The 21397-nt window shown below is 47.3% G+C and carries 20 protein-coding genes and 2 tRNA genes; 7 read left to right on the forward strand and 15 right to left on the reverse strand.

The annotated features are described in order from the left end of the window. The first annotated feature begins 38 nt into the window (after window positions 1-38). The 6 genes from pcnB to G517_RS0101590 all read left to right on the forward strand — a co-directional run bounded on the left by pcnB (window position 39) and on the right by G517_RS0101590 (window position 5555). Window positions 39-1430, forward strand: a complete 1392-nt coding sequence (gene pcnB, locus G517_RS0101565) for a polynucleotide adenylyltransferase PcnB (protein ID WP_028302932.1) — start codon at window positions 39-41, stop codon at window positions 1428-1430. Next, a complete protein-coding gene (gene folK, locus G517_RS0101570) occupies window positions 1427-1972 on the forward strand; it encodes a 2-amino-4-hydroxy-6-hydroxymethyldihydropteridine diphosphokinase (protein ID WP_084632015.1) in 546 nt (181 codons plus the stop codon). Before pcnB ends, folK begins: the two co-directional genes overlap by 4 nt. A 107-nt stretch (window positions 1973-2079) precedes the next feature. Continuing rightward, window positions 2080-2874, forward strand: coding sequence for a 3-methyl-2-oxobutanoate hydroxymethyltransferase (gene panB / locus G517_RS0101575; RefSeq protein WP_028302934.1), 795 nt, complete (start codon window positions 2080-2082; stop codon window positions 2872-2874). Next, window positions 2871-3731, forward strand: coding sequence for a pantoate--beta-alanine ligase (gene panC / locus G517_RS0101580; protein ID WP_028302935.1), 861 nt, complete (start codon window positions 2871-2873; stop codon window positions 3729-3731). Before panB ends, panC begins: the two co-directional genes overlap by 4 nt. Window positions 3732-3843: 112 nt before the next feature. Then, window positions 3844-4224: an aspartate 1-decarboxylase gene (panD, locus tag G517_RS0101585; RefSeq protein WP_028302936.1), complete on the forward strand. Its 381-nt coding sequence runs from the start codon at window positions 3844-3846 to the stop codon at window positions 4222-4224. 152 nt (window positions 4225-4376) lie between these two features. Next, window positions 4377-5555: an acetyl-CoA C-acetyltransferase gene (locus G517_RS0101590; protein WP_028302937.1), complete on the forward strand. Its 1179-nt coding sequence runs from the start codon at window positions 4377-4379 to the stop codon at window positions 5553-5555. Window positions 5556-5687: 132 nt separating this feature from the next. Here the strand turns inward: G517_RS0101590 and pnp are convergent, their stop codons facing one another. From pnp to rlmE, 15 genes are all read right to left on the reverse strand, one after another. Then, a complete protein-coding gene (pnp, locus tag G517_RS0101595; protein WP_028302938.1) occupies window positions 5688-7802 on the reverse strand; it encodes a polyribonucleotide nucleotidyltransferase in 2115 nt (704 codons plus the stop codon). 160 nt (window positions 7803-7962) lie between these two features. Continuing rightward, entirely contained in the window at window positions 7963-8232 is a 270-nt protein-coding gene (gene rpsO, locus G517_RS0101600; protein WP_028302939.1) for a 30S ribosomal protein S15, read from the reverse strand. 141 nt (window positions 8233-8373) lie between these two features. Beyond that, window positions 8374-9288: a tRNA pseudouridine(55) synthase TruB gene (truB, locus tag G517_RS0101605; protein ID WP_028302940.1), complete on the reverse strand. Its 915-nt coding sequence runs from the start codon at window positions 9286-9288 to the stop codon at window positions 8374-8376. A 6-nt stretch (window positions 9289-9294) separates the two neighbouring features. Beyond that, window positions 9295-9717 (reverse strand): 30S ribosome-binding factor RbfA, encoded by a 423-nt coding sequence (gene rbfA / locus G517_RS17360; protein WP_051205859.1) that lies wholly within the window; start codon window positions 9715-9717, stop codon window positions 9295-9297. Window positions 9718-9757: 40 nt separating this feature from the next. Beyond that, complete coding sequence (gene infB / locus G517_RS0101615) at window positions 9758-12253, reverse strand: translation initiation factor IF-2 (protein ID WP_028302941.1); 2496 nt, start codon at window positions 12251-12253, stop codon at window positions 9758-9760. Between the two features lie 27 nt (window positions 12254-12280). Further along, entirely contained in the window at window positions 12281-13774 is a 1494-nt protein-coding gene (nusA, locus tag G517_RS0101620) for a transcription termination factor NusA (RefSeq protein WP_028302942.1), read from the reverse strand. A 23-nt stretch (window positions 13775-13797) separates the two neighbouring features. Continuing rightward, window positions 13798-14259 carry a ribosome maturation factor RimP gene (gene rimP, locus G517_RS0101625; protein ID WP_028302943.1) on the reverse strand — a complete coding sequence of 154 codons (462 nt, stop codon included), beginning with the start codon at window positions 14257-14259 and terminating at the stop codon, window positions 13798-13800. Window positions 14260-14349: 90 nt separating this feature from the next. After that, a tRNA-Met gene (locus G517_RS0101630) sits at window positions 14350-14426 on the reverse strand. Between the two features lie 100 nt (window positions 14427-14526). Continuing rightward, window positions 14527-14613 (reverse strand) — tRNA-Leu (locus G517_RS0101635). Window positions 14614-14718: 105 nt separating this feature from the next. After that, on the reverse strand, window positions 14719-15078 hold the full coding sequence (secG, locus tag G517_RS0101640; protein ID WP_028302944.1) for a preprotein translocase subunit SecG: 360 nt from the start codon (window positions 15076-15078) through the stop codon (window positions 14719-14721). Window positions 15079-15094: 16 nt separating this feature from the next. Further along, window positions 15095-15841: a triose-phosphate isomerase gene (gene tpiA / locus G517_RS0101645; protein ID WP_028302945.1), complete on the reverse strand. Its 747-nt coding sequence runs from the start codon at window positions 15839-15841 to the stop codon at window positions 15095-15097. Window positions 15842-15909: 68 nt separating this feature from the next. Further along, window positions 15910-17256: a phosphoglucosamine mutase gene (glmM, locus tag G517_RS0101650; protein ID WP_028302946.1), complete on the reverse strand. Its 1347-nt coding sequence runs from the start codon at window positions 17254-17256 to the stop codon at window positions 15910-15912. 2 nt (window positions 17257-17258) lie between these two features. After that, the gene (gene folP, locus G517_RS0101655; protein ID WP_051205861.1) at window positions 17259-18110 is read right to left on the reverse strand and encodes a dihydropteroate synthase; all 852 of its coding nucleotides are present in this window, start codon (window positions 18108-18110) and stop codon (window positions 17259-17261) included. An 88-nt stretch (window positions 18111-18198) separates the two neighbouring features. Further along, window positions 18199-20181 carry an ATP-dependent zinc metalloprotease FtsH gene (ftsH, locus tag G517_RS17365; protein ID WP_211224216.1) on the reverse strand — a complete coding sequence of 661 codons (1983 nt, stop codon included), beginning with the start codon at window positions 20179-20181 and terminating at the stop codon, window positions 18199-18201. 96 nt (window positions 20182-20277) lie between these two features. Beyond that, a complete protein-coding gene (gene rlmE, locus G517_RS0101665; RefSeq protein ID WP_028302948.1) occupies window positions 20278-20898 on the reverse strand; it encodes a 23S rRNA (uridine(2552)-2'-O)-methyltransferase RlmE in 621 nt (206 codons plus the stop codon). A 109-nt stretch (window positions 20899-21007) separates the two neighbouring features. Between rlmE and yhbY the strand changes: the two genes are divergently transcribed. Beyond that, window positions 21008-21334: a ribosome assembly RNA-binding protein YhbY gene (gene yhbY, locus G517_RS0101670; protein WP_028302949.1), complete on the forward strand. Its 327-nt coding sequence runs from the start codon at window positions 21008-21010 to the stop codon at window positions 21332-21334. Window positions 21335-21397 lie beyond the last annotated feature (63 nt).

The raw sequence follows: 21397 nt of genomic DNA on the forward strand, positions 1-21397 counted from the left end.
ACACTCCCCTCTCCTATTAAGAGATTCAAGACCCAGAGATGCTAAAAGGAATTCCCTCGTTTCTAAAGCGTCCCGGAGATTCAATTCGGCAGCTGCTAAAATCAGAGCGCCCACAGCAATCCATTAAACCGGAATTGCACATCGTTTCCCGTGACGAACATCCCATGAGCCGCACCGGCATTTCAGAAAGCGCGTTGAAAGTGCTTTATCGCCTGAAGAAAGCAAATTACGATGCTTTTCTTGTGGGTGGCTGTGTCCGTGATGCGCTTTTAGACCTGCACCCAAAAGACTTTGACGTTGCCACCAATGCCACGCCTGAACAGGTTAATAGCCTGTTTCATAACGCGCGCATTATTGGTCGTCGTTTTCGTATTGTGCATGTGCGTTATGGCCGTGAAACTATCGAGGTCACGACATTCCGTGCCCCACCTGCAAACAACACAGCAAAGTCTCATGCCTCTCAGACCGATCAAGGGCTGTTAGTGCGCGATAATGTCTACGGAACGATTGAAGAGGATGCCATACGTCGTGATTTCACGATTAATGCTCTCTATTACAATATCCGAGACTTCTCGATCTACGACTACGCTGGCGGCATCGATGATATGGATCATAGGCTTATTCGCATGATCGGTGACCCTGAAACACGCTACAGAGAAGATCCTGTACGCATGCTTCGGGCTATTCGTTTTGCGGCTAAACTTGATTTTGATATTGAGTCCGCAACGGAGGCACCTATTCGTGCTTCCGCGAATCTATTACGCCAAATTCCTGCGGCACGCCTATTTGAAGAAGTGTTAAAACTCTTCTTATCCGGTCAAGGTGAAGAAACGTTCAATTTGCTGCGGGAATACCATTTATTTGGCCAACTGTTCCCTTACAGCGAAGATGCGTTACGGGAATCACCGGAGCGTGAAGCCTTTATTCTTCAAGCGCTTTACAATACGGATAAACGTATCGCGGAAAACAAACCTGTTACGCCCGCATTTTTGTTCGCCGCCTTACTCTGGCCCGTCGTACAGAAAGCCTTTGCTGAACTCATTCGCTCTGGTATTCCTCCGGTTCCAGCAATGCAGCAAGCAGGGCAACAAGCCACCGCCGCTCAAGTTGACTTTACCTCGATTCCAAAACGATTCAGCCAACCCATGCGTGAGATTTGGGAATTTCAGCTACGCTTAGAACGCCGACAAGGTAAACGTGCGTATCTAACCGCCGAACATCCTCGATTCCGTGCCGCCTATGATTTCTTAGTATTACGTAGTGAAACCGGTGAAAACGTAGGGGAATTGGCTCAATGGTGGACAAACTTCCAAGAGAGTGACAATCACTCCCGTCGAAATCTTGTGATGAACAGCGAGCAACATGAAACACCGGTTCCTCGCAAACGTCGGCGGCGTAATTACAATAGTTCTCGAAAGGCCAAGGAATGAGCCAGAACAGCACGATCGACCGTACAGCCAGTGCCAGTCATACGGCTAGCCTCAATCATACAGTCTATATCGGCTTAGGCAGCAATTTAGAAGATCCCGTTCAGCAGCTCAAAACCGCATTAAACGAACTGGATCAGCTGCCGAGAACCAAACGAATAAGAGCATCATCGCTATACAGCAGCAAACCGGTTGGTCCCCAGGATCAACCGGATTTTGTTAATGCTGTTGCCTGCCTATCAACTGAGCTGACTCCAATTGAGTTACTTGATGCCTTGCAGGCGTTGGAACAGTCCCATAGGCGTGTTCGTGAGCGCCACTGGGGGCCAAGAACTCTTGATCTGGACATCTTGCTCTATGATGAGCAAATCATCGAACAACCTCGCCTGATCATCCCCCATGCCTTTATGCACACTCGAGGCTTTGTACTGTTACCTTTAGCTGAAATTGATGCTCATTTATCGATCCCTAATAAAGGCTCTATTTCAGACATTCTGTCTAATATCGCGACAGATGACTTGCAGATACTGACAAAGTCAGAGTAAAGTTACCGCAGCTTGTTACCTTTAGATGCAGGTAACGTCAAAGTAACACATTCCGAAACGCCCGCCGCCTCAAGCCGTGGGCGTTATTGTAATGGCGGAAGATAATAATGAAGACAGTGACAATCAGTACACTGAATAAGCTAAAACAGGCCGGTGATAAATTCAGCTGCCTGACTGCGTATGATGCAACTTTCTCAGGACAAACCAGTCAAGCAGGCATTGAAGTGCTCTTGGTAGGAGACTCCTTAGGCATGGTTTTGCAGGGGCACAGCAGCACCTTGCCCGTGACCGTGGACGATATCGTTTATCATACCCAATGCGTTGCCCGTGGTAATCAAGGGGCGCTTATCATGGCTGATATGCCATTTATGAGTAACGCAACCACCGAGCAAATGTTGGTCAATGCCGGCAAGCTAATGCAAGCCGGCGCTCACATGGTTAAGATCGAAGGTGAAGCTTGGCTAGCAGAAGGCATCACCGAACTGACCCGTCGTGGTGTTCCCGTTTGTGCTCACCTTGGCTTAACCCCTCAAATGGTCAATCAGTTTGGGGGTTACAAAGTCCAGGGTAAAACTGAGGCAGCCGCTCAAGCAATTATTTCAGCCAGCCAAAAACTGGTCGATGCTGGAGCCAGTATCATTCTGCTTGAATGTGTACCCTCTGAAGTGGGTCGCCTCGTCACAGAAGCAGTTACGGTTCCTGTTATCGGCATTGGTGCAGGGCCTCACACCGACGGCCAAATTCTTGTTCTACAAGATATGCTCGGCATCACCATGGGCCATACGGCCAAGTTTGTGAAAAACTTTATGGAAGATGCCTCAACGATTCAGGAAGCTCTGACTAACTATCACCAAGAGGTGAAAGCAAGCACTTTTCCTTCACAGGAGCACTGCTTCTCATGATTCTATGCCACTCTATTACTGAACTGCGTGCAACAATCGCACAGCGACGTCTGTCTGAGGGTGGCAAGGTTGCCTTTGTTCCAACCATGGGTAACCTGCACTCTGGTCATATTCATCTTATTCACGAAGCTCATAAAGCAGGCAACATCGTTGTCGCCAGTATCTTTGTCAATCCGATGCAGTTTGGGCCAAATGAAGATTTAGAATCTTACCCACGTACGCTTCAGCTTGATGGTGAAAAACTGGCTGAAGCGGGCTGTCATATTCTATTTGCACCCAGTGCGAATGAAATCTATCCACAGGGTTCCGATAACCACACTCAAGTATGTGTTCCAGAGCTGGGGGAAGAACTTTGCGGGGCGGCACGCCCAGGGCATTTCACCGGTGTCACCACCGTAGTGAGCAAACTGTTTAACATTGTCCAACCCGATGTTGCCTTGTTTGGCCAAAAAGACTTTCAGCAACTCGCCATCATCCGTCAAATGACACAGGATCTTTGTCTGCCGATTGAGATTAAAGGCGTACCCACCGTGCGTGGCGATTCAGGGTTAGCGCTTAGCTCCCGTAATGGTTACCTAACAGATGAAGAGCGGGCTAAAGCGCCAAGGCTCTATCAGACATTAGTCGAAATTCGTCAATCGATTGAAAGCGGTGAGTCAGATTTTGATAAACTCTGCCAACAAGCAAAAGCACAGCTAGCAGAGTATGGCTTTACACCAGACTACCTTAGTGTTCGCCGCCAATCTGATTTAAAACCAGCTGAGGCGGAAGATAGCACGCTGGTGATCCTAGCAGCCGCGCATCTTGGTAAAGCACGACTGATTGATAACATCGCATTTGCGTTGGATCAGAAATAACACTGGGGCAAACTGCACGGATTAGCTGCAAATTGCAGCAAACGTGTATGCTTTTTACGGGCACTTTAAGTGTGCTTTTAACACGTATTTAGAGAATTAAAGGTTAATCATCATGCAATCCATCATGCTGAAAGCAAAACTGCATCAGGCTCGTGTTACTCACGCGGTACTGGAGTATGAAGGTTCTTGCGCTATTGACGGCAACTTGCTGGATATGGCCGGCATCCGTGAATATGAGCAGATCCAGATTTATAACATTGAAGGCGGTCAGCGTTTCACCACGTATGCGATTCGCGGTGAAGAAGGTTCTGGCATCATCTCTGTTAATGGTGCAGCGGCTCATCAGGCAAAGGTTGGCGATCGCGTTATTATCTGTGCGTACGCAAATTTCTCTGAAGCTGAGCTAGCAACCTTTAAGCCTTCTATGGTTTACATGAAAGAAGGTAACGAAGTAAGCCACACCAGTAATGCAATCCCCGTTCAGGTGGCTTAAAACGATCCATTAATCTAATTTTTTATCAAGCTGGCCTTTGGTCAGCTTTTTTTTTGTCATCTTTTAGGCGTATGCTGTCTTTGGAAGTGCAAAAAAAATGATATGCTGCAAAGCACAACAAAAGTTTGTTATCTGATAAAAAGGAAATACCTATGCAAGACGTTGTTATCGTCGCAGCCGGTCGTACAGCTATTGGTAGCTTTAACGGTGGTCTAAGCTCTGTTTCTGCCAGCGATCTTGGTGCTATTGTGATTAAAGATCTGTTAGAGAAAACAGGTGTTGATCCTAAGCAAGTTGATGAAGTTCTTCTGGGTCAGGTACTGACTGCAGGCTGTGGTCAAAACCCTGCTCGCCAAGCCGCGATTAATGGTGGTTTATTAGATTCGACCCCTGCGATGACAATCAATAAAGTGTGTGGCTCTGGTCTTAAAGCGCTACACCTTGCGACACAAGCCATTCGCTGTGGTGATGCTGATTTGATCATTGCTGGCGGCCAAGAGAGTATGTCTCTGTCAGCTCACATCTTGCCAAACTCACGCAACGGTCAGCGCATGGGTAACTGGGCATTACAAGACACCATGATTTCTGACGGCCTGTGGGATGCGTTTAACGATATCCACATGGGTATCACCGCAGAAAACTTAGCAGAGAAATACGCCCTTACCCGTGAAGAGCAAGATGCTTTTGCAGCTCAATCCCAGCAAAAAGCTGAAACAGCCATCACAAGTGGGCGCTTCTCTGACGAGATCATCCCAGTATCGATTAAACAGCGTAAAGGTGATCCGGTTATTTTTGATACGGATGAGAATGCACGCTTTGGTACAACGGCTGAAAAACTGGCTGGCATGCGTCCTGCGTTCAAAAAAGATGGCACCGTTACAGCAGGTAATGCCTCAACGCTTAACGATGGTGCCGCAGCGGTTATGCTGTGTAGTGCTAAAAAAGCGGAAGAACTTGGTTTAACTGTACTGGCCAAAATTACGGCCTATTCTAATGCCGGTGTTGATCCTAAAATCATGGGTATTGGTCCTGTTCCAGCGACAAAACTGTGCTTAGAAAAAGCAGGCTGGGATATTAATGATCTGGATCTGGTTGAAGCGAATGAAGCTTTTGCCGCTCAAGCCTTGAGTGTCAACAAAGAGCTAGGCTGGGATACCGCTAAAGTGAACGTGAATGGCGGTGCCATTGCACTAGGTCACCCAATTGGTGCTTCCGGCTGTCGTATCTTGGTTTCTCTTGTCCATGAGATGATCAAGCGTGATGCGAAGAAAGGTTTGGCGACACTATGTATTGGTGGTGGCCAAGGTGTTGCTCTAGCGATTGAGCGCTAGACTTAAGGGCTAAAAATAGCCGTTATTAAGCAAACGGGCACAAAAAAGCCTCGCCGGTGTACCGGCGAGGCTTTTTATTCTTATTGCCGTACAACCTCTGAAATACAAGGTTAATACAGCAACCTAAGAAGATTACTCAGCAGCTAACGTTGCCGCTTTCTCTTCTTCAGTCACTTCTTTAACACTCAATTTAACGCGACCACGGTTGTCTACGTCGAGTACTTTAACCGCAATCACATCACCTTCTTTCAGGTAATCACTGACGCTATTCACACGCTCTTGAGCAATCTGAGAGATGTGAACGAGGCCATCTTGACCTGGCAGGAAGTTAACAAACGCACCAAAGTCTGCAAGGCGAACAACTTTACCTTTGTAGATAGCACCAATTTCAGCTTCAGCAGTAATACCTGCTACTTCGTCGATCGCCATCTGTGCTTGAGCTTTGTTTTCTGCGTAGATCTTAACCAGACCGCTATCATCGATATCAATAGAAGCACCGGTACGCTCACATAGTGAACGGATGGTTGCGCCACCTTTACCGATAACATCACGGATTTTCTCAGGATCAATCTTGATAGTTGTCATCGCAGGTGCGTTCTCAGAAAGATCCTGACGACCTTCACTGATCACTTTATTCATTTCACCTAGGATATGCAGACGTGCTTTATTAGCGCGTTGCAGAGCAACTTCCATGATCTCTTCGTTGATACCTTCGATCTTGATATCCATCTGCAGAGCAGTGATACCTTCCGCAGTACCCGCCACTTTAAAGTCCATGTCACCTAAGTGATCTTCGTCACCTAGAATGTCCGTTAGAACTGCAAAGCCTTCGCCTTCTTTAACCAGACCCATAGCGATACCGGCTACAGGAGCTTTAATCGGTACGCCTGCATCCATCAATGCTAGAGAAGCACCACAAACGGAAGCCATAGAACTTGAACCGTTAGATTCAGTGATTTCTGAAACCACACGGATGGAGTACGGGAATTCTTCTTCCGTTGGCAATACAGCCTGAACACCACGACGAGCAAGACGGCCATGGCCAATCTCACGACGTTTAGGGCCGCCCATAAAGCCAGCTTCACCTACGGAGTAAGGAGGGAAGTTGTAGTGCAGCATGAAGGGGTCACGGATTTCACCAGCTAGAGACTCGCTAATTTGTGCATCACGAGCCGTACCCAAGGTAGCCGTTACGATCGCTTGAGTTTCACCACGGGTGAACAATGCTGAACCGTGGGTCTTCTGTAGCAAACCAACTTCAACGCGAATATCACGAACAGTATCTTGTTCACGGCCATCAATACGAGGCTCACCGTTAACAACAGACTGACGTACAATTTGCTTCTCAAGGCGAGCAAATGCAGATTTAACGGCATCAGCTGTTGGGCCATTTTCAGCATTAGACAGTTTTTCTACCGCTTCAGCTTTCAGAGCGCTCAATTGTGCGTAACGATCTTGCTTAACGATAATTTTGTAAGCGTCTTTAATCTTGTCAGCGTAAGCCAGAGAAACCAGTTGTTTGGTATCCGTGTCTTCAGCCGGTGCTTCCCAATTCCAAGAAGGTGTTGCAACTTCAGCGGCAAACGCTTTAATCGCTTCAATAACCGCTTGCATCTCTTTATGGGCAAACAGTACAGCACCTAGCATTTCGTCTTCAGTCAGCTCTTCTGCTTCAGACTCAACCATCAATACTGCGTTTTCAGTACCGGCAACAACCATATCTAGAAGAGATTCTTCTAGTTTTTCATTCGTTGGGTTTAATACGTAGCCTTCTTCGTCAACGAAGCCAACACGCGCAGCACCCACAGGGCCACCAAAAGGCAGGCCGGACGTTGCTAGAGCCGCTGAAGTACCAATTAGAGCCGCGATATCAGGATTGTTATCCTTATCTGCAGACATCACAGTACAAACAACTTGAACTTCGTTCATGAAGCCATTCGGGAACAACGGACGGATCGGGCGATCGATCAAACGTGACGTCAGTGTTTCCGTTTCTGTAGGACGGCCTTCACGCTTGAAGTAGCCACCAGGGATTTTACCCACTGCGTAGGTTTTTTCCTGATAGTGAACAGACAATGGAAAAAATCCGGCGTCCGGTGCTGCATCTTTTTTAGCTACAACAGAACAAAGCACAGAAGTGCTACCCATAGTCACCAATACAGCTGAGGTGGCTTGACGTGCGATACGACCTGTTTCGATCGTTACGGTCTGATTGCCGTAAGTAAATGTCTTAGTAACCGGATTCACGGTGATTTCCTTCCAATATCTATTGCTTTCATGTGTGTGCTATTTTCACACAAAGAAGCCCGCTATCAAAGTGATAGCGGGCTTCAAAGGGCAATCAATTATCCGCACACAAACGCTGTATGCTTATATAGAGCCAGAGTCCTTTGGACAACGTCAGCGATTAGCGACGTAGACCTAGGCTCTTGATCAGATCACTGTAACGACCTAGATCTTTTTTCTTCAGGTAATCCAGCAGCTTACGACGCTGGTTAACCATGCGAATCAGACCACGACGTGAATGGTGATCTTGTTTGTTCGCTTTAAAGTGTTCTTGCAGACCGTTGATGTTGAACGTTAGCAATGCAACTTGAACCTCAGGGGAACCTGTGTCGCCTTCGCCACGTGCGTAATCTTTAACGATTTCTGCTTTCTTTTCTGCAGATAAAGCCATGATGCTTCTCCTAGTAAAATATGCAAATAATAGAATTCAGGGTAACCGTGCACATTTACAGTTATCCTAACGATCTCTCTGGTAGAAAGATCCTATACAAATAAATAGAGGAATCGTTCGCCTGCTGTTTCAAAGGCAGGATCACTGATCTTCAAACACCACTAAACGGCGTGGTTTTAACCGTCCAGCTTCCGTTGTCTCAGCCAGCCCGATAAAGCGACTTTGATCATCGTACAGACGAACTTTATCCAGATATACCTGGTCGCAGGCAATATCTTGGCCGTGCAGGATACGCGCTGTGTCCTCAGCAGACAAATCTTTCTTTGGAAAATGCTCGACTAAAATATCCGTCGCGAGCAAATAACCATCTAAAGACTGCTCTAAGTCACGCTCTTGCTGCAGTTGATCAAACTCTAACATCTCGGAAGCATCAAAGCCGCCGGTGTGAGTTCGATGTAACATAACCAAATGTGCACCACAACCAAGCCGTTCACCAATATCCTCTGCCAAAGTACGCACATAGGTGCCTTTAGAGCAGCGAACGGAGAACGTTAGTTCGGGAGACGTCCACTCAAGAAATTCAAGCTCAAAGATAGTCACTGATCGCGCTTTGCGTTCAACCGTTTTACCTTCTCGCGCCAACTTGTACAGCGGCTGGCCATTTTGCTTGAGGGCAGAATACATAGGAGGTACTTGCTCAATATCACCCAAAAATGCTGCCATCGCCTCTTTAATTTGAGCATCGCTCAACTCAGGCACGGGCCGCTCTTGAATAATAGTGCCTTCAGCATCACCGGTATCTGAAACCTGTCCCAATCGGGCACGGGCCACATAGGCTTTGTCAGCATCAAGCAAGTAACTGGAAAATTTAGTCGCTTCACCAAAACACAAAGGTAAAAGACCGGTTGCCATCGGATCAAGATTGCCCGTATGACCGGCTTTACTGGCATTAAACATAGCACGCACACGCTGCAAAGCGCGGTTGCTTGAGATGCCTTTGGGTTTATTTAGCAGAAGGACGCCGGAAATATTCCGGCCTTTACCTCGACGAGCCACCGGAGACTATTCCTCCGATGTATCGGTTGTGTCAGTAGAGCTGCTTGAATCAATCGAGTCAGTACGTGATTTATCAGCGGCGACCGCTTCTTCAATCAGGCTGGACAACATGCGTCCACGTACCAAGCTAGGATCGTAGTCAAACTTTATCTGAGGCACGATACGTAACTTGATCGATTTCCCGATCTCACGACGTAAAAAGCCCGCTGCGCGGTTCAACACACCAAGATCTTCTTTGGCTTCTTCAGCACTATCTTTGCCCAGCACCGTAATATAGACGTTAGCGAAGCTTAGATCACGACTGATCTTTACATCGTTTACCGTCACCATTCCGAGGCGCGGGTCTTTAATCTCAAACTGAATTATCCGAGCCAGCTCCTTCTGGAGCTGTTCGGAAATTCGGTCCGTTCGTTTGAACTCACGGGACATTCAGGTCTGATCCTCGGCGCACGTATATTACACAGGGTAATTACAGCGTGCGCTCAACTTTAACTTTGTCAAAGACTTCGATTTTATCGTCTGCTTTAACATCATTGTAGTTCTTCACGCCGATACCACATTCTACGCCGTTACGAACTTCGTTTACGTCATCTTTAAAGCGACGTAGTGACTCAAGCTCACCTTCATAAATAACAACGTTATCACGTAGCACACGGATCTTCTTATTACGGAATACCGTACCTTCAACCACCATACAACCTGCAATTGCACCCAGCTTAGGAGAGCGGAAGACATCGCGTACTTCAGCGATACCCACAATCTCTTCTTTATACTCAGGCGCTAGCATACCGGTCATGGCTAGCTTAACGTGATCAATTAGTTCATAGATCACGCTGTAGTAGCGTAGGTCAACTTCTTCACGCTCGATAATCGCGCGAGACATCGCATCAGCACGGACGTTGAAGCCAACGAGAATCGCACTAGAAGCCAGCGCTAAGTTAGCGTCAGTTTCAGCAATACCACCCACACCAGAAGAGATGATATTCACCTTAACTTCATCGGTAGATAGATCAAGCAGCGCAGCTGTAATAGCTTCTAAAGAACCCCGTACATCTGTTTTCAGTACGATGTTCAAGTTAGCAACTTCGCCTTTGCCCATATTCTCGAATATGTTCTCAAGCTTCGCCGCATGCTGGCGTGCCAGTTTCACGTCGCGGAATTTACCTTGACGGAACAAGGCAACTTCACGGGCTTTACGCTCATCCTGTACAACAGTGAATTCATCACCAGCATCAGGTGTACCGTCAAGACCTAGAATCTCAACCGGAATAGAAGGACCCGCTTCATCAATCTGCTTACCATTTTCGTCAATCAATGCACGAACACGGCCATAGTTCAGACCCGCTAGAACCATATCGCCTTTACGCAGAGTACCGTTCTGAATCAACACAGTAGAAACAGGGCCACGGCCCTTGTCCAAGCGTGCTTCAACCACAACACCCTTACCTGGCGCTTCTGATACCGCTGTTAATTCTAACAGCTCAGATTGCAGCAGTACGGCGTCTAGCAGTGCATCAACACCATCACCAGATTTTGCGGAAACATGCATAAATGGAACATCACCGCCCCATTCTTCTGGGATAACGTCTTTAGCGGCCAGCTCGTTTTTAACACGATCTGGATCTGCGCCTTCTTTATCCATTTTGTTTACAGCAACAACAATAGGTACGCCTGCCGCTTTCGCGTGAGCGATCGCCTCTTCAGTCTGAGGCATTACACCATCATCCGCTGCAACCACTAGGATAACAACGTCTGTTGCTTTAGCACCACGTGCACGCATTGCCGTAAAGGCCGCGTGTCCTGGAGTATCCAGGAAGGTGATCATGCCGTGGCCAGTCTCTACATGGTAAGCACCGATGTGCTGGGTAATACCACCCGACTCACCAGAGGCTACTTTAGAACGACGAATGTAATCCAGCAGCGAGGTTTTACCGTGGTCAACGTGACCCATAACAGTAACAACCGGTGCACGGTTTACTTCGTTGCCTTCATAGCTGATCGCGTCCAGTACAGCATCTTCAAGAGCATTGTCTTTCAGAAGCTTGAACTTGTGGCCCATCTCTTCAACAACAATCTGTGCCGTTTCCTGATCGATCACTTGGTTGATGGTTACCATGGCACCCATCTTGAACATGACCTTAATCACTTCTGCTGCTTTAACGGCCATTTTATCAGCCAATTCTGCAACGGTAATCGCTTCAGGGATCGCTACTTCACGTACGATAGGTGCTGCCGGTTTTTCGAAAGCATGATCGCGCTTAGGTCCATTGTCACGGTTTCCACCGCCACGACGGGCATTTTTCTTAGCGCTACGAACTTCTTTCTTACCGCGGCGTGGTGCATTTTCTTTCTCTTTCTTACGCTCGCCATATTCAGGCTTAGCAGAAGATTTTTTACCTTTACCAGCAGGCTTATTCGCGCCACCAGCATTCTCATCGCGGAATTTCTTCGCGGGAGCTTCAGCAGGCTTGGCAGCAGGAGCTGGTGTTGCTCCTGGTGCAGGCGTAGCAGCCGCTGCAGGCTTAGCCGCAGGAGCTGGGGCAGCAGGCCTAGCTTGTTTCGGTTGTTCAGCTCTACGTTTAGCATCTGCTTTGCGTTTTGCTTCATCTGAAGCTTTGCGCTTAGCATTTTCTTCTGCTTTCTTTTTAGCTTCTTCTGCAGCTGGATCAACTTCAGGAGCTTTCTCGTAAGTACGCTTTTTGCGCACTTCGATGTTAACAGTCTTTTTGCCTGTACCAGCTTTTAGCTTAGTAGTAGTGCGACGCTTCAGAGTGATCTTGTTAGGCTCACTTGCTTTTCCACCATGACTTTCTTTCAGGTGGTTTAATAGGGTCTGCTTGTCTTGCTCGGAAACCGGCTGATCCGCTTTCTTCTGTGTCAGGCCTGCTTCGCTCATCTGCTCCAGCAAACGTTCCACAGGTCGGCCAACACTCTCAGCAAACTCTTTTACGGTTGTTTCTGCCATTCATTCTTCTCCTGTGACTTCGCTGCGCTACTCGCCGCCTTCAAACCAAGGGGCACGGGCAGTCATAATTAACTTCCCGGCTTTTTCCTCAGACATACCATCTATATCAAGCAAGTCGTCAATGGACTGTTCAGCAAGGTCTTCCATGGTGCAGATACCTTTGCTTGCCAATACATATGCAAGGTGTTTGTCCATGCCTTCCATGCTCAACAGATCATCAGCTGGTTCAGAATCTTCAAGCTGCTCTTCAGTAGCAATCGCTAGATTCAGTAGCTCATCTTTTGCACGGCTGCGCAGTTCTGTAACTAAATCTTCATCAAAGCCTTCAATGGCCAACATTTCTTCAATTGGCACATAGGCTACTTCTTCTAAACTGGTGAAACCTTCTTCAACCAGTATACGGGCCAATTCGTCATCTGCATCGAGATGAGTAATGAAGATTTGAATAACACTATCAAATTCTTCACCTTGTTTGGCTTCCGCGTCTTCTTCGGTCATGACGTTGATTTTCCAACCAGTTAACTCACTGGCTAAGCGCACGTTTTGACCATTACGGCCAATAGCTTGCGCTAGATTTTCAGCGTCAACAGCAACATCCATCTCATGTTTATCTTCATCAACAATGATAGAGGCTACATCTGCTGGGGCCATGGCATTGATAACTAACTGCGCAGGATTATCATCCCACAACACGATATCAACACGTTCATTACCCAGCTCGGAAGATACTGCCTGTACGCGCGAACCGCGCATACCAACACAAGCACCTACCGGATCAATACGTTTGTCGTTAGTTTTAACGGCAATTTTGGCCCGTAGACCTGGATCACGAGCAGCACCACGAATTTCGATCAGCTGTTCGGCAATCTCAGGCACTTCAATACGGAACAATTCTATCAGGAACTGCGAACGAGCACGGCTTAATAGCAACTGCCCTGCACGAGCTTCTGGACGAACTTCCGCCAAAAGTGCACGAACACGATCGTTCATACGGTACTTTTCACCAACGATCATTTCATCTCGTGGCAAATAACCTTCCGCATTATTGCCTAAATCAACAATAACGCCATCACGAGTCGTTTTCTTGACCGTACCGTTAACAATCTCACCTTGACGCTCAGAGTATTGACGAACAATCTCCGCACGCTCAGCTTCACGCACTTTTTGCACAATCACTTGTTTAGCGGTTTGCGCAGCAATACGACCAAAAACTATCGACTCAATCTGGTCTTCAATGACGTCGCCTAGGCCTAAAGCCGGATCTCTTTTTTGAGCATTGGTGAGGGAAATTTCATAATCCACATCATCCAGCTCGATATCTTCAACTATTGTCCAGCGACGGAAAGTATCGTATTCACCGGTTCTACGATCAATGCTTACGCGGATGTCCGCTTCTTCGCCTTCGAAACGTTTCTTTGAGGCACTAGCTAGAGCTAATTCGATCGCCTCAAAAATCACTTCTTTGGAAACGCCTTTCTCGTTTGAAACGGCATCTACTACCAGAAGAATCTCTTTACTCATGCCATTGCCTCAACAAAAAGTCCTTAGTTATCAAACTGCGGCACTATTCGAGCCTGCTCAATATTCTCAATTGGGAAAAAGTATTCTTCCTGATCTACGACAACCAGCACTTCATCTTCTTCGATGCCGTTTAGAATACCTGAAAACTTACGTCGGCCTTCATATGCAAGATTCAGTTTTAAGGCGACTTTATGGCCTTTATAACGGGCAAACTGATCAAGGGTAAATAAAGGACGATCCATACCTGGGGAAGATACTTCCAGCGTATATTCGCTGCTGATCGGGTCTTCTACGTCTAATAAGCCGCTAACTTGGCGACTAACATCCGCACAATTATCGACAGAAACACCATCAGGGCCGTCGATAAAAATACGTAACATAGAATGATTGCCCTGAGGCTTATATTCTAGCCCCCAGAACTCAAGCCCCAGTGCTTCGACAACTGGCTTGGCCAGATCGATCAGCAAAGTCTCTTTCTTTGCCATCTAATCACCCTGAAATATAAGAAAGCTGAACTGAACTTTTCTGCAGCTAACAAAAAGCCCCTATAAAAGGGGCTTTTTGTTATAGAAAATTGGTAGCGGGGGCCGGATTTGAACCGACGACCTTCGGGTTATGAGCCCGACGAGCTACCAGGCTGCTCCACCCCGCATCAATGAAGGAGCACATTATACGACCTGATTCCCATTTAGTCAATAGACTATTTGGTAATAAATCATATTAACAGTCAGAGCTGACTGTCTGTGCTAATTTGGTGCCGAAAGCGGGACTTGAACCCGCACGACCATAAGGCCACCACCCCCTCAAGATGGCGTGTCTACCAATTCCACCACTTCGGCATAAAACTTGTCTAACGATCCAACTCTAACCAACTCTCTAACTAGCAACCAACAACTCAAACTTACTAGCAAACCATTATCTCAAGAAGGCTAGTCAATGAGATCTTAACGCTCTGCTGGCACATCACCATCTGCTGGTGCGATCGTTTCCAACACAGGAAGACCACCTGTTGCTTCTTCAATCGCTTGCTCTGTCACAATACCGGTTGTTGCCGCTTGGTTAGCGGTCTTCGCATTTTGACTGGCATAAAATGCCAAGGCCAAACTTGTCACGAAAAACAGGGTCGCAATTATACCGGTAAGGCGACCTAAAAAGCTAGCACTTCCCGTACTACCAAAAACGGTTTGTGAAGCACCACCACCGAATGAAGCTCCGGCCTCAGCGCCCTTGCCTTGCTGAATCATCACCAGACCCACTAAAGCGATCGCCAGAACCACATGTACTGCTAGAATTACGGTATCCATTAATCTCAACCTATGCTTAATTTGCCGAACGGCAAATTGAAATAAATTCGTCTGAATTGAGCGATGCACCGCCCACTAAGCCGCCATCAATATCAGGGCAGGCAAAAAGCTCGGCCGCATTATCAGCCTTTACACTACCGCCATATAGAATGCGCATGGCATCCGCATGCTCTGGGCTGTACTCTGCCAAGGCCGCACGAATCGCTTGATGCACATCTTGAGCCTGCTCACTACTGGCGGTTTTACCCGTACCGATAGCCCATACAGGTTCGTATGCAACAACAAGATTAGCCCAATCAGCTAAGGTTAACTGCTCAACCACCGCGCTAACTTGCCCCAAAACCACATCTAATGTACGGCCTGCTTCGCGCTCTTCAAGGGTTTCTCCGACACAAAGCACGGCGGTTAGTCCCGCGTTTAAGGCAGCCTTTGTTTTAGCCGCGATTAAAGCGTCAGTTTCACCGTAAATAGCGCGCCGCTCTGAATGCCCGACTAAAACGTGACTTAACTGCATATCAGCCAACATATCCGCAGAAATCTCGCCTGTAAATGCTCCAGAAACCGCTTCATGGCAGTTTTGCGCACCCACAAGCAGATATTCACCGGCGAGTCGACGCATATCACCTAAAAAAAGTGCTGGCGGACAAACCAAAATTTCCGCTTGTGACTGTTTGGCTTCTTCAGCCAGAGCAGGTACGAAGGAATTTAACAGCTCATTTGAACCATTCATTTTCCAGTTACCGGCGACAATTTGTTTACGCATATCATTTCCTGTATTTCAGGGCGCAAAATATTACTTCATGCCAACCCTACTGACAAGGCGAACCCGTATTATCCGGCGACTTCTTGCTGAATTACTACCGCCAAACCTTCCGCTAGCGCCCGAACCTCAGTTTCATCCTCACCTTCGGTCATAACACGGATCAGAGGTTCAGTACCAGACGGACGCAATAATAACCGTCCACGCCCATCTAAAGCCTGCTCAACTTCGGCTATTTTAGCAACAACCTTAGGCGAAGACTGTACTTGCTCTGCTGTAGCAGCACCAAGTCGCACATTAATCAGTATCTGCGGAAGCTTATTTAAAGGCTCAAGCAACTGCGCCAATGTACGTCCGCTTCGGGCAACGGCAGCCATAACCTGTAACGCTGAGACAATACCGTCACCGGTTGTTTGTACATGCTGACAAACAATATGCCCAGAATTCTCGCCGCCTACTCGCCAATCTTTCGCTTTAAGCTCAGCCATAACATAACGATCGCCTACTTTCGCTCGATTAAAAGGGATGCCTAAGGAGGCAAACGCCTTTTCAAGGCCGTAGTTACTCATCAATGTACCAACAACACCACCGCAAAGCGTACCTTCACGCTGCATATCGCAGGCAATAATATAAAGTAAATCATCACCGTCAAGTAGCTTGCCTTGCTGGTCGACCATCGCAACACGGTCACCATCACCGTCAAAGGCGATACCCAAGTCCGCTTGATGCTCCAACACCGCCGCTTGTAAGGCTTGAGGCGATGTGGAACCGACCTCTTTATTGATGTTTAAACCGTCTGGCGAAGTACCTATGGTGACAACATCAGCACCAAGCTCCTTAAAGACAGAAGGTGCAATATGATAAGTAGCACCGTGGGCGCAATCCAACACTATTTTAAGGCCCTTAAGGTCGTATTCGTTCGGGAAAGTACTTTTGCAAAACTCAATATAACGGCCTGCGGCATCATCAACACGCTTAGCCTTACCTAGCTTATCAGGGCTAACGGTTTCCATAGGTAGTTCAAGCTGGGCTTCAATCGCCGCTTCGATCTCATCAGGCAGTTTGGTCGCCTGAGCAGAGAAAAACTTGATGCCATTATCTTCAAATGAATTATGAGAGGCGCTAATGACAATTCCCGCCTGGGCATGAAAAGTACGGGTGAGGTAAGCGATGCCAGGGGTTGGCATAGGACCAAGCAAATAAACATCGACGCCGGCGGCAGATAAGCCTGCCTCTAAAGCTGATTCAAACATATAGCCAGAAATACGCGTGTCTTTACCAATCAGGATTTTATTATGCCCCTGCTGATTAAAAACCCTGCCTGCAGCCCATCCGAGCTTCAACATAAATTCTGCGGTTACAGGAAACTCTCCTACCCGTCCACGGATACCATCTGTACCAAAGTATTTGCGACTCATTATTATTCTGCTCCTTGCACTGCCCGAAGGACGTTCAGCGCATCAATAGTTGCGTCTACATCATGTACCCGAACAATCCAAGCTCCCTGCTGCGCGCATAATAATGCACTAGCAACACTGGCGATAACACGTTCTGCAGGTACGTTCTTGCCGGTAATAGCCCCTAGCATACTTTTCCGCGATGTGCCGGTCAGCAAGGGATAGCCCAAGGCTTTAATATCGGCTAAGTGTTTGATCAAACTACAATTATGCGCCAAGGTCTTACCAAAGCCATAACCCGGGTCAAGGATGATTCGATCCGGTGAAATACCAGCACTCTCACAGGCGGCAATACGCTGATTAAAATACCGCTCAATCTCTGATAAAAGGTCGCCATAAACAGGGTTGTCCTGCATATCCTTTGGCTGCCCTTGCATGTGCATAAGACAAACAGGCAAACTTGTTGCCGCCGCCGCCTCTACAGCACCTTCTTTTTCTAAAGCCCGTACATCATTAATCAGACTTGCACCAGCCTTGGCACTTTCACGTATTACCGCAGAGGTACTGGTATCAACGGAGACAAGGGCATCAAATTCTCGCACAAGAGCTTCAACGACTGGAATGACACGATCCAGCTCTTCCTGCTCGGCAACAACCGCCGCACCTGGGCGTGTAGATTCGCCACCGACATCAATTAAAGTGGCACCTGCGGCCAACATCGCTTCCGCATGTTTTAGTGCCTGATCAAGACTGTTATGTCGACCGCCATCAGAGAAAGAGTCCGGAGTAACATTAAGAATCCCCATCACCTGAATACGGTTTAGATCTAGCCAATGACGGCCAAAAGAAAAAGGGCGTGATTCAAGGTTCGACATCAAGCTTTCTCGCTTAAAAATCAAACACTTTAAATCACGCCCTTAAGTTAAGGCAAGGATTTAGGCAAGCTATTCAAATAGCTGCAAATCAATCCTGATCTTTCGGCTTATCATCAGCATTCTGATCGGCCTCAACACTTCCTTTTGGCTTAATAGGGGTTACCTTGTTGGTATCAAAGACCGTCTCATTCGCTTTTGCTTCAGTGGTTGCTTCAGCAGCAGCATGGCCTTTTTCTACCCAGCCTTCAGGTGCATCAGGCTCACGACCTTCCATAATGGAGTCGATCTGTTTCGCATCGATGGTTTCGTACTTCATCAAGGCTTGAGCCATCATATCGAGCTTGTCGCGATTCTCCATCAAGATATCTTGAGCACGGGTGTAGCACTCATCAATGACCTGTCGAATCTCTTTATCTAACTTGCTAGCAATCTCAGCGGAAGAGAACTTACCTGGACCGCCACTTGATGCCCCACCCAAGAACTGGTGAGAATCATCTTCGTTATACATCAATGGGCCAAGTTCTCGGGATAAACCCCACTTGGTCACCATGCTGTGAGCAATCTCGGTAGCACGCTTAATGTCGTTAGCCGCTCCGGTTGTAACACCGTCAAAGCCTAGGGTCATCTCTTCGGCGATACGTCCGCCATACAAGCTACAGATCTGACTTAAGAGACCATTACGACTTTGGCTGTAGCGATCTTCTTCAGGCAAGAACATGGTGACACCCAAAGCGCGACCACGGGGAATAATACTTACCTTGTAGACAGGATCATGCTCAGGTACCACACGCCCCACAATAGCGTGACCGGCTTCATGATAAGCGGTATTCAGCTTCTCTTTATCCGACATCACCATTGTCTTACGCTCAGTACCCATGATGATTTTGTCTTTCGCAAGATCAAATTCACTCATACTAACCAAACGGCTATCGCTACGGGCAGCAAACAGAGCGGCTTCGTTAACAAGATTCGCAAGATCCGCACCTGAAAATCCCGGTGTACCACGGGCAATAATAGCCGGATCAACATCATCAGCGATCGGCACTTTACGCATATGTACTTTTAGAATCTGCTCACGACCACGAATATCAGGCAGGCCAACGGTTACTTGTCGGTCAAAACGACCTGGACGCAGTAAGGCCGCATCAAGAACGTCAGGACGGTTAGTCGCAGCAATGACGATAACGCCTTCGTTGCCCTCAAAGCCATCCATCTCAACCAATAGTTGGTTCAAGGTTTGCTCACGCTCATCATGACCGCCGCCCATACCAGAACCACGCTGACGACCTACCGCATCAATCTCATCAATAAAGATAATGCAAGGCGCTTGCTTCTTAGCTTGCTCGAACATGTCGCGAACACGGGATGCGCCCACACCCACAAACATTTCAACAAAGTCAGAACCAGAAATAGTAAAGAAAGGTACCTTGGCTTCACCGGCAATCGCTTTTGCCAGCATCGTTTTACCTGTACCAGGCTGCCCCACCATCAATACACCGCGAGGAATTTTGCCACCAAGGCGCTGGAACTTGCCTGGATCTTTCAGAAAGTCGACCAGCTCTTTGACTTCTTCTTTCGCTTCATCAACACCCGCTACATCTGCGAAGGTTGTTTTAATCTGATCTTGAGATAAAAGTCGCGCTTTGGACTTACCAAAACTCATCGGGCCCTTACCACCACCGCCACCACCTTGCATCTGGCGCATGAAGAAGAAAAAGATCGCCAATATAATAAGGATCGGAAAGCTAGCGACCAGTAGACGAGACCAAACACTTTGCTGTTCAGGCTGCCGGCCTTCTACCGTCACTTGATGTCGAATCAAGTCATCCATCAATTTAGGGTCTTGAACCGCTGGCCGAATCGTCTCAAAACGACTGCCATCTGTTCTTTCGCCACTGATCACATAACCATCAACCACTACTTTACGTACTCGATCACTCTGTACTTCTTCAATGAAGTCGGTGTAATTCATACGTAGTGGTGATGAATCAGCACTAAAATTATTAAATACTGTTAATAACACTGCAGCAATAATTAGCCACAAGATTAAATTTTTTGCCATATCGTTCAAGGGCTCACCCTCTGTTTGATCGCTTTGATTGCCTGCATTTCAGGATACTTCATAGACAATACTATACTCCAATCGGTTCAACCATCCGATCAGGGTCTAGCCTTTAAAACCCTTAGCAAGAAGGTAAACTTCTCGGGATCTTGCCCGTGAGGCATCCGGCTTCCGTGTAATCACCGTTTTAAACTGCTCTTTAAGCTGTTTCAAGTAAGCATCAAAGCCTTCGCCCTGAAACACTTTGGCTAAAAACACGCCATCTTTCTTTAATGTTCGAGAGGCAAGATCTAAGGCCAGCTCAACCAGATACATTCCTCGTGGTTGATCCATCGCTGACATACCGCTCAAATTAGGCGCCATATCAGAAATCACCATATCAACAGGGCGATCACCAATAGAAGCCATAATCTCGTCATAAACGGTCTCTTCAGTGAAGTCACCTTGAATAAAGGTAACATCAGCAATCGGCTCCATTTCGAGAATATCTGAGGCAATAACAACACCGTTCTCACCGACTTTCTCAATCGCAACCTGCGACCAGCCTCCAGGCGCTGCACCCAGATCAACCACCGTCATACCGGAACGAAACAGTTTGTCTTTCTCATTCAGCTCCAACAATTTATAACTGGCCCTGGAACGATAACCATCATCACGGGATTTCTGTACATAACGGTCATCAAAGTGTTCTTTTAGCCAGCTCGCACTGGTTTTTGATCTAGCCACACAAATTTCCTGTAAACAAAGTCGGTCAGAGATTATCATCCGCCCTGCACTTAGCTACAATGTGGGTTTTACCCAAGCCAAATTCAAGGCAAGCACCTCTGGAAGTTTTATGTCCCTGACATCTGCAGTTAAAAAACAGTACCGCTCTATCGCCCACCACTTAGATCCTGTGGTTATCGTTTCCGAAAATGGTCTGAGCGACGGGCTTCTTGGCGAAGTAGACCGTGCACTGGTCGACCATGAGCTAATCAAAGTACGCATCAGCGTTTCTGACCGTGAAAGCAAAGTACTTCTGATTGAAGAAATCAGACAGAAAACTGGTTCTGAGCTAGTACAAACCATTGGTAAAATGGCTGTTCTATACCGCAAATCTAAAGAGCAGAATGCCAAGCTATCTAACTTGGTTCGTTACGCGCACTATCTAAACCGCAAGTAACACGCCGATATATTTAACGGCAAGCTTATACGGTAAAAAAGAGATAAGGGGGCATCAGCCCCC

Source organism: Oceanospirillum maris DSM 6286 (genome assembly GCF_000422865.1).
GTDB classification, from domain to species: Bacteria; Pseudomonadota; Gammaproteobacteria; order Pseudomonadales; family Halomonadaceae; genus Oceanospirillum; species Oceanospirillum maris.

Bases quoted from the DNA above. Each gene is read 5' to 3' on its own strand.
- pcnB (WP_028302932.1), top strand. From the start codon at position 39: ATGCTAAAAGGAATTCCCTCGTTTCTAAAGCGTCCCGGAGATTCAATT.
- folK (WP_084632015.1), top strand. From the start codon at position 1,427: ATGAGCCAGAACAGCACGATCGACCGTACAGCCAGTGCCAGTCATACG.
- panB (WP_028302934.1), top strand. From the start codon at position 2,080: ATGAAGACAGTGACAATCAGTACACTGAATAAGCTAAAACAGGCCGGT.
- panC (WP_028302935.1), top strand. From the start codon at position 2,871: ATGATTCTATGCCACTCTATTACTGAACTGCGTGCAACAATCGCACAG.
- panD (WP_028302936.1), top strand. From the start codon at position 3,844: ATGCAATCCATCATGCTGAAAGCAAAACTGCATCAGGCTCGTGTTACT.
- G517_RS0101590 (WP_028302937.1), top strand. From the start codon at position 4,377: ATGCAAGACGTTGTTATCGTCGCAGCCGGTCGTACAGCTATTGGTAGC.
- rpsO (WP_028302939.1), bottom strand. From the start codon at position 8,232: ATGGCTTTATCTGCAGAAAAGAAAGCAGAAATCGTTAAAGATTACGCA.
- rbfA (WP_051205859.1), bottom strand. From the start codon at position 9,717: ATGTCCCGTGAGTTCAAACGAACGGACCGAATTTCCGAACAGCTCCAG.
- infB (WP_028302941.1), bottom strand. From the start codon at position 12,253: ATGGCAGAAACAACCGTAAAAGAGTTTGCTGAGAGTGTTGGCCGACCT.
- nusA (WP_028302942.1), bottom strand. From the start codon at position 13,774: ATGAGTAAAGAGATTCTTCTGGTAGTAGATGCCGTTTCAAACGAGAAA.
- rimP (WP_028302943.1), bottom strand. From the start codon at position 14,259: ATGGCAAAGAAAGAGACTTTGCTGATCGATCTGGCCAAGCCAGTTGTC.
- secG (WP_028302944.1), bottom strand. From the start codon at position 15,078: ATGGATACCGTAATTCTAGCAGTACATGTGGTTCTGGCGATCGCTTTA.
- tpiA (WP_028302945.1), bottom strand. From the start codon at position 15,841: ATGCGTAAACAAATTGTCGCCGGTAACTGGAAAATGAATGGTTCAAAT.
- glmM (WP_028302946.1), bottom strand. From the start codon at position 17,256: ATGAGTCGCAAATACTTTGGTACAGATGGTATCCGTGGACGGGTAGGA.
- folP (WP_051205861.1), bottom strand. From the start codon at position 18,110: ATGTCGAACCTTGAATCACGCCCTTTTTCTTTTGGCCGTCATTGGCTA.
- yhbY (WP_028302949.1), top strand. From the start codon at position 21,008: ATGTCCCTGACATCTGCAGTTAAAAAACAGTACCGCTCTATCGCCCAC.